Raw genomic sequence first — 7,195 nt, 5'->3', positions numbered from 1 at the left:
GCGGCCGCTGGGTTGGGATTGGCGCGTCGGCTGTGCGGCCATTGCTTCCTTCCCGGCGCGCGAAGTGGTGCTGGGGACGTTGGGCGTCATTTACAATTTAGGAAACGTCGACCTGGAGCAATCGGAAGGACAAACGCAATTGCAAACCCAACTGCGAAACGCCACTTGGGATAGCAGCGTGCGTCCGGTGTTCACCGTGCCCATGGCCTTGGGCTTAATGGTATTTTTCGCGCTATGTGCGCAGTGTGCGGCCACGCTGGTGATTATCAAGCGCGAAACCAACAGTTGGCGCTGGCCGGTGTTCACGTTTACCTACATGACGGTGCTGGCGTACCTGGGCGCGCTGGCGACATATCAAATTGGCACGTGGTTGGCAGGATGAGCAGATGAGCGGGTGAATTTCGAATGGGGAATGGGGAATGGGGAATGCGGAATGATTCGCGGTGATGAGTTTAGCCGCGACGCGGTAGCGGAGCGAGTGCCGGTGAGCAGGTGATGGGGTAAAACAAGAACATGCAAAACATCATTGCGCTATTCATTGTCGCGGCGGCAGTCGGATATTTGCTACGACGGGGGTGGCGCTATTTTGCCGCGAAGAAATCTGCCGGGTGCGCCAGCGGCTGCGGCAGTTGCGCATCGAACAGTAAAAACATACCCGATGCCAAGCCGCTGGTAACGATTGATGCGTTGCGATCGAGCCGGCCGAATTCGCACAGCTAAGAAAGCGGCCACAAACAGCCGCCGTTTCGCTGCCACATTTCCCCGCACGTCAATTGCTGCGCAATCGCAACATGTTCGGCCCAATTTCGCGCGTGACGGTGTTCAAGTTCGTGCTGGAAACCGGGGCCGCGGCTGGCGGCGCCATCGCGCCCACCACCGTGGCCTGGCAGGTAATTTCCGGCACGGCGTTATCGCCCAGGTCGGTCTTGATTTTGATCTGCCGCTTAATGGTGCCGGGCTGTTGCGGAGCGGTGAAGGTCAGCGGAATAATTTGCACTTCCCGGGCATCTTCGGGCAGCTTGCACGTAATGTCGTCGCCGCCGGCAACATCGAGCACTTTGAACGGCCGCTTGCCGCGAACCACCACGTTTTTGGTCACGGTTTGTCCGGGCGTGAGCGAGCCCAACATCAGCGCCGAGGGGCTGACGCTTACTTCAGCTGCCACGCGGCCTACCACGTCGACGGGAATTTTCGAGGCTTCCACATCGTTGGTCACCAAAAACAACTGGTCGTTGATGTAGCCTGGCGGGCTGGTGGGCTTAAGCCGCACGACGAGTTCGTAAATGACCGTCGTAGGCAGCCGTCGCATTTCGTTCACTTCCACTTCGAAATTGGTGTTCGCGCTTTGCACGTCGGAAATGGACCAATTGCTGGGAGCGTTGGTGCGGGTGAGGATGATTTTTTTCTCGACGCCTTGGCCCACGTCGATGGTGCCCAAATCGACGCCGCCGGGTTGCAGTACGACGTCGCTGAGAATGTTGCCGGTGACCTGCAATTGCATTTCGGCAAAGTACGGCTTGTCGAAGGTGACTGTGATGGTGGCCGAGTGGATGCCCAAAAACGAATTGGTGTTCAGCGTGGCAACTACCTCGCCGGTTTCCCAGCTTTTCAGGTCGGCTTTGGTGGCTTCGGCAGATGTGCAGCCGCAACTGCTGCGGACAGCGGCAATATGCGCCGGCTCGACGTAGGGATTCGTGAACTTGAAGCGGTATTCCGCCTTGCTTCCCCGGGCGACCGTGCCAAAGTCATGGTTCGTTTCGGTGAACATTTTGCGCGCCCAATCTTCGGCGTGCGCAGCGGGAGCCCAGGCCAGTAACAGCAGCAAGAACACAACTTTTCGTGGCACGAACGGTATCTCCCAGGTTAGCCGTCTCAATGTGGCGAATTTTGAGGCAAAAATCGAGCCGGATTATGGCCGGTCCCGCAGCCTGCAGGTGCACAATTTACGCCAGTCTATTATTCGTAACTACTGTCTAAACAAAAAGTTGCATCCAAATACGGCCGGCGACGCCTAACGCAGATAAGAACACGAACTATTCCGATAAATTCGGATCAAACCCAGCCAAATCAAAAACCATTCTGGATCGTTAAGTGCCGCGTCGTCAAAGTTTTAGCGGTTTAAGACATCTCGCCCGACGATAGCAAATCGGCAAACTTTTCGCTTCCTGCGTAGAAACACAGGGTCGTTGCCTAATTTGAAGAAATGTAGCGGCGTCTGTCCTTAGACGCCGGCGGTTTTCTCGAACAAAAACGGCTGAGGACAGCCGTCGCTACATCGCTGAGCGGCCAAATTAGGCGACGACCAAACACAGATGGCTCGCGCCTCGGTGGGCCGAATGGGATATGATTTTAAGTTGTCGCCGCTTGGGACCAGGCGTTATAAGCCGTACAGGTTACCGCTATGAAAACAAAATGCGGTTCGCGATGGGTGTGGATGGGTGTTGTGGCTTGCGGAGGGTTGATGACGCTGTGCGGATGCAGCCGTTCGACCATCAGCATTAGCGAAGCCGCCGAGTTGCAACTGGCGCAAGCGCCGGCTGTTCCCGCGCAGCCCGGCCGGCCAGCCCTTCCCGCCGGAGTGGGCAAACCGGCCCAGCCTGCTGCACCGGCCTCTGCCGCCACGCCGGCTTCTGCCGCGGCTGCGGGCCAGCCTGCGGCGCCCGGGCAGCCTGAACTGCCGGCGGTAACGCTGGAAAATCCGTTTCCCAATGCAGCGGCGGCGCCGCCGCTGGACGGAGGCGTGCAATGGCTGAACACCGCCACGCCGGTCAATCTCAACAGTTTGCACGGCAAGTTTGTGCTGTTGGATTTCTGGACCTACTGCTGCATCAATTGCATGCACGTTTTGCCCGAGTTGAAAAAGTTGGAACGAGCGTATCCGAATAACGTGGTCGTGGTGGGCGTGCATTCGGGCAAGTTCGACGCCGAGCACGATTTGGAAAATATTCGCCAGGCGATTCTGCGAAACGACATCGAGCATCCGGTAGTCAACGACGCCGATTATAAAATTTGGAACGCCTATCATACCGACAGTTGGCCCAGCTTGCGGATGATTGACCCGCAAGGAAATTTAGTGGCCGAGCAAGGAGGCGAAATCGATTTTGCCACGCTAGACGCCTTCATGAAAAAATTGCTGCCGTATTATCGCCAGCAAGGCGTGCTGGACGAACGGCCCGTGCATTTCGCGCTGGAAAAAGACAAAGCGGCTAATACGCCGCTGTTATATCCAGGAAAAATTCTGGCAGACGAGCATGGCCAGCGGCTGTTCATTGCTGACAGCAATCACAATCGCATTGTGGTGGCTTCATTGAGCGGTAAATTGCTGCAAACCATCGGCAGCGGCGATATTGGCAAGCTCGACGGTGATTTTCGCACCGCGCAATTTCATCATCCGCAAGGCATGACGCTGCTCGACGACCGGCTGTACGTGGCCGACACCGAAAACCATTTGCTCCGCAAAGTCGATTTGAAAACCAAGCGCGTCACAACCATTGCCGGCACCGGCGAGGAAACAAAATTCGGCTGGCCAGGGGTGGATCAGGAAACCGGTAGGCTTCCGGAACGGTTTGTCGGCCCGCCGCTGAAGACGGCGCTCAACAGTCCCTGGGCGCTGTGGATTCACGAGAAAGATTTGTACATTGCCATGGCCGGGGCACATCAAATTTGGAAAATGCCGCTGGATGAATCGGAAATTGGCCCCTACGCCGGCAACGGTCGGGAAGATATTGTCGACGGGCCGCTATTGCCGGCGCGGCCCTATGGCAGCGGCGCCTCGTTTGCGCAGCCCAGCGGACTTACCTCCAACGGCGCGTGGCTGATTGTGGCCGACAGCGAAGGCAGCAGCGTCCGCGCGGTTCCGTTCGATCCGACCAAGGAAGTTGCCACGCTGGTTGGCACGGCCGAAATCGTAGCCGGCCGGTTGTTCACCTTTGGCGATGTCGACGGACCCAACGGCACCGCCCGGCTGCAGCATTGCCTCGACGTGGCTTGCCACGAAGGGCGTATTTATGTGGCCGACACGTACAACAACAAAATCAAGCAAATCGATTTGAAAACCGGCGAGTGCAAATCGCTGGCCGGTGGCGGACAAGTGGGGCACGGCGATTCCTCGTCCGACAGCCCCAAAGGAGCTGCCGGGGCGTCGTTTTCTCAGCCCGCCGGTTTGAGCTACGCCGGAGGCAAATTGTACGTTGCCGACACTGACAACCAATTGATTCGCGTGATCGATTTGGCGAAGAACGGCGGCGGCGCTTTGTCCGTAACCACTTTGTCGATTGCCGGACTGACGCCTCCCTACGCTCCGCCAGCGCTGCCGTTAACGCCTCCTGCGCCAATGGTCGCTGTGCCCGTGAAGTGAAGCGAAGTGAAGCAGCGGAATGGTGTTATCACTTCGTCTCTGTTACTTCGATTCGGCGCGGTTATTTTTCTCGAACGGGTTTTCGCCCCCCATGGTCAATTCGGCCGCTCGGCCACTATCGCGGTCGAAGACGACATTCGCGGTATTCGCCGGTGCGGCGTGATATTCATACCGCGGCGGCTTGGTAAGCTCGGCCGCTAAAATCATGGCCGCCCCAATGATTAACGAACCGACAAAAATCGCGGCCGAAACTTGGTGATGGCCGTGCTGAGAAGGTGTGGTCCCGTTCATGACTGGTCCCCGTAGAGTGTGTGTGGTTGCCTGCGTGTGAATTCAGTTATTGCGAATTTCGTGCCACGGGCTGGGGGGGGTTCAAGAATAGCAGGCTGGCGGCAATTTTTGCTCGCCGAACTGCCAACTCGTTCGCTGTGTGACCAACGCCGGCGGAGCTGGCTCCAATTACTCGCCGATGATTTTCACTAGCACCCGTTTGCGGCGACGGCCATCGAATTCGTAGTAGAAAATGTGTTCCCACGGCCCCAGGTGCAGCTTGCCCGCAGTGATCGCCACGACCACTTCGCGTCCCATTACCTGGCGTTTGAGATGGGCATCGGCATTGTCTTCCCCGGTGGCGTTGTGCCGATATTTCGCCGCCGAAGCGTCAAACGGCGCCAGCCGCTCCAGCCACGCTTCGTAATCATGGTGCAGGCCGGTTTCGTTATCGTTGATAAACACCGACGCCGTAATGTGCATGGCGTTAATCAGTGCTAATCCTTCGTGCACGCCGCTCTCGGCCACCAGCCGCGCCACTTCGTCGTGAATGGAAACAATGGCCCGCCGCTGGGGCACTTCCATCCACAATTCTTTCGTGAGTGTTTTCTCGGAATCGCTTTTGCAAAGGCGGCATAAAAACGGTAGCAGAGGAGGCCGCCAAAGTCTAATCCGTGGGCAAATCAGGTAGTGGGCCAATTTGATGGAAACAGTTTGGGTGGCCGGGGTCGAGTGCCGCCGAGCCCCCGGAATTTCTGCTACTGGGGACTCACTTCGTTCGACCCCAGCCACCCTGCGGAAGCAAAGTGCATCACGACCTTGCGGCAAAATCCAATTGCCAAACGGGCTTAACATGCGGTAAAATGCGAGGTTCTGTCTCCGGATAGCGGCGGCGGCAGTATTTTCGGCTCTTATTTTTTCGCAGCGTTAAGTTTCTCGCAATCCCATGTTCGAATCCATTCAAAACGGCCTGTCCGAAGCGATGCGCAGCTTGCGTGGAAAAGCCAAGCTGAGCGAAGCGAACATGCGCGATGGGCTGGAGCTGGTTCGCACGGCGCTTTTGGAGGCCGACGTCAATTACGACGTCGCCCAGGAGTTCATGAACCGCGTCAGTGCCGATGCGGTGGGGGAGAAGGTGCTGCAATCGCTCCGCCCCACCGAGCAACTCGTCAGCATTGTGCATCGCGAGCTGATCAACCTGATGGGCCCGGTCGATCACTCGCTGCACATGCACGAGGGAACCAACATCCTGATGCTGTGTGGCCTGCAAGGTTCCGGCAAAACCACCACCTGCGGCAAGCTGGGCCGGCTGATTCAGCAGCGCGGCCGCAAAGTGATGTTGGTGGCCGCCGACTTGCAGCGCCCCGCGGCCATCGATCAATTGCACGTCATTGGGGAGCAACTGGGGTTGGCCGTATACAGCGAGCGCGGCGCGCCCGATCCGGTGGTCGTGTGTCACAACGCCGTTCGCAAAGCCACAGAGGAAGGCATTGCGGTCGTCATTCTCGATACCGCCGGCCGGCTTCACATTGACGAAGAGTTGATGGAGCAGCTCAAGCGCATCGACAAGCGCGTGGAGCCCGATACCGTGCTGCTGGTGGTCGACGGCATGACCGGCCAGGATGCGGTCAACAGCGCTAAAGCCTTCAACGAAGCGCTGGAGCTGGATGGCCTGGTGATGACCAAGCTCGACGGCGACGCGCGCGGCGGAGCGGCGTTGTCGGTCAAGCAAGTCACCGGCGTGCCCATCAAGTTCATTGGCACCGGCGAGCATTTGGACAACCTGGAGGAATTTCATCCCGACCGCATGGCCAGCCGCATTTTGGGCATGGGCGATGTGCTGTCGCTGGTCGAAACCGCACAGCGCGAATTCGACCAGGAGAAAATGGCCGAAACCGAAGAGCGGATGCGGCAAGGCGAATTCACGCTCGATGATTTTCGCGCCCAAATGAGCCAGCTTGCACGGCCGGGCTTGATGAAAAAAATGATCGGCATGATGCCCGGCATGGGGGCGCTCAACGATTTGATGGGCCAATTCGACGAAGCCGAAATTCACCGCTTAAACGGCATGATCGACTCCATGACGGCCGACGAACGCCGCAATCCGGGCGTTATCGATCAAAGCCGCCGCCGCCGAATTGCCACTGGCAGCGGTGTAGAACCGCACGAAGTGAACGAGCTGGTCAAGCAATTTGACGGCATGGCCTCGCTGATGAAAGAGATGTCGGGGCTGGGCATGCGCGACAGAATGCGTAAAATGCAACAGTTGCAGCAAGGAGGATTTCTCGACCCGGGCAACCGCTTGTCGCGGGGCAAAGTGGGCACGGGCAAACGCCTGAGCGCCGACGAAAAACGCAAAATGAAAAAGCAGCGCGAAAAAGAGCTGCGAAAAAAGAAACGAGACGCACGCAATTAAAAAGCTTGTCGAAACGAAAGAGCGTGCCAAGGCAACAATTTAGCCGGAGGCTCATAGCCTCCGGAGCACAAAGTACAGACGTTCCATTATTAACAATTCCTCCGGAGGGCGTGGCCCTCCGGCTAAACGCAAACTTGTTTCACCAAAACGGA

The 7,195-nt window shown here is 57.7% G+C and carries 7 protein-coding genes; 4 read left to right on the top strand and 3 right to left on the bottom strand.

Annotated features, from left to right (window positions below; all coding sequences use genetic code 11):
• Window positions 1-382 (top strand): ferrous iron transport protein B (locus VFE46_17200; GenBank protein ID HZZ29736.1); only part of this gene is annotated, 382 nt, incomplete at its 5' end.
• Between the two features lie 131 nt (window positions 383-513).
• On the top strand, window positions 514-720 hold the full coding sequence (locus VFE46_17195) for a FeoB-associated Cys-rich membrane protein (protein ID HZZ29735.1): 207 nt from the start codon (window positions 514-516) through the stop codon (window positions 718-720).
• A gap of 49 nt (window positions 721-769) precedes the next feature.
• On the opposite strand, the gene VFE46_17190 is transcribed toward VFE46_17195, so the two are convergent.
• Window positions 770-1,846 (bottom strand): DUF1573 domain-containing protein, encoded by a 1,077-nt coding sequence (locus VFE46_17190; protein ID HZZ29734.1) that lies wholly within the window; start codon window positions 1,844-1,846, stop codon window positions 770-772.
• A 555-nt stretch (window positions 1,847-2,401) separates the two neighbouring features.
• On the opposite strand from VFE46_17190, the gene VFE46_17185 reads away from it, so the two are divergent.
• On the top strand, window positions 2,402-4,357 hold the full coding sequence (locus VFE46_17185; protein HZZ29733.1) for a thioredoxin-like domain-containing protein: 1,956 nt from the start codon (window positions 2,402-2,404) through the stop codon (window positions 4,355-4,357).
• Between the two features lie 42 nt (window positions 4,358-4,399).
• Here VFE46_17185 and VFE46_17180 read toward each other — a convergent pair whose 3' ends face one another.
• Window positions 4,400-4,648, bottom strand: a complete 249-nt coding sequence (locus VFE46_17180; protein ID HZZ29732.1) for a hypothetical protein — start codon at window positions 4,646-4,648, stop codon at window positions 4,400-4,402.
• Window positions 4,649-4,816: 168 nt separating this feature from the next.
• Window positions 4,817-5,212, bottom strand: a complete 396-nt coding sequence (locus VFE46_17175) for a secondary thiamine-phosphate synthase enzyme YjbQ (GenBank protein ID HZZ29731.1) — start codon at window positions 5,210-5,212, stop codon at window positions 4,817-4,819.
• A gap of 361 nt (window positions 5,213-5,573) precedes the next feature.
• On the opposite strand from VFE46_17175, the gene ffh reads away from it, so the two are divergent.
• Window positions 5,574-7,043, top strand: coding sequence for a signal recognition particle protein (gene ffh, locus VFE46_17170; GenBank protein ID HZZ29730.1), 1,470 nt, complete (start codon window positions 5,574-5,576; stop codon window positions 7,041-7,043).
• Window positions 7,044-7,195 lie beyond the last annotated feature (152 nt).

This window comes from Pirellulales bacterium (genome assembly GCA_035656635.1).
In the GTDB taxonomy this organism is placed as follows: domain Bacteria; phylum Planctomycetota; class Planctomycetia; order Pirellulales; family JADZDJ01; genus DATJYL01.
Note: the sequence above shows the minus strand (reverse complement) of the source record. Positions and strands in the feature narration are given on the sequence as shown.

What these genes read in the sequence shown, in the direction of transcription:
- VFE46_17185 (HZZ29733.1), top strand. Translation starts at nt 2,402, where the DNA reads ATGAAAACAAAATGCGGTTCGCGATGGGTGTGGATGGGTGTTGTGGCT.
- ffh (HZZ29730.1), top strand. Translation starts at nt 5,574, where the DNA reads ATGTTCGAATCCATTCAAAACGGCCTGTCCGAAGCGATGCGCAGCTTG.
- VFE46_17195 (HZZ29735.1), top strand. Translation starts at nt 514, where the DNA reads ATGCAAAACATCATTGCGCTATTCATTGTCGCGGCGGCAGTCGGATAT.
- VFE46_17175 (HZZ29731.1), bottom strand. Translation starts at nt 5,212, where the DNA reads ATGGAAGTGCCCCAGCGGCGGGCCATTGTTTCCATTCACGACGAAGTG.
- VFE46_17180 (HZZ29732.1), bottom strand. Translation starts at nt 4,648, where the DNA reads ATGAACGGGACCACACCTTCTCAGCACGGCCATCACCAAGTTTCGGCC.